This window comes from Rhodopirellula sp. UBA1907 (assembly GCF_002337565.1).
Classification (GTDB): domain Bacteria; phylum Planctomycetota; class Planctomycetia; order Pirellulales; family Pirellulaceae; genus Rhodopirellula; species Rhodopirellula europaea.
Genome location: NZ_DDGH01000043.1, coordinates 6,152 through 6,413 on the forward strand (window position 1 = coordinate 6,152; position 262 = coordinate 6,413).

Here is a 262-nt window from a genome sequence, read left to right on the forward strand (position 1 = left end):
CATCCGCCCCGAGCATGGGCTGATTTACTACGACAGTGGGTAACGCATGAACCAGGAAAGTGAAACGACCGAACGAATCCGAACGTCTTCAGGAGGGCGAAGGGGACGATATGTCGCGACGGCAATCTCAAGCTCAAAACTCATCGGGCAATGAGCCTCTATCCGCTTCCATCCAACTCGTCGCCAGAGAAACTGGCCCAGGGCAAACGGCCGATCAGGAATTTACCTACTTCAAAACTAACCTGCCTCTGCGTTAGAGAAC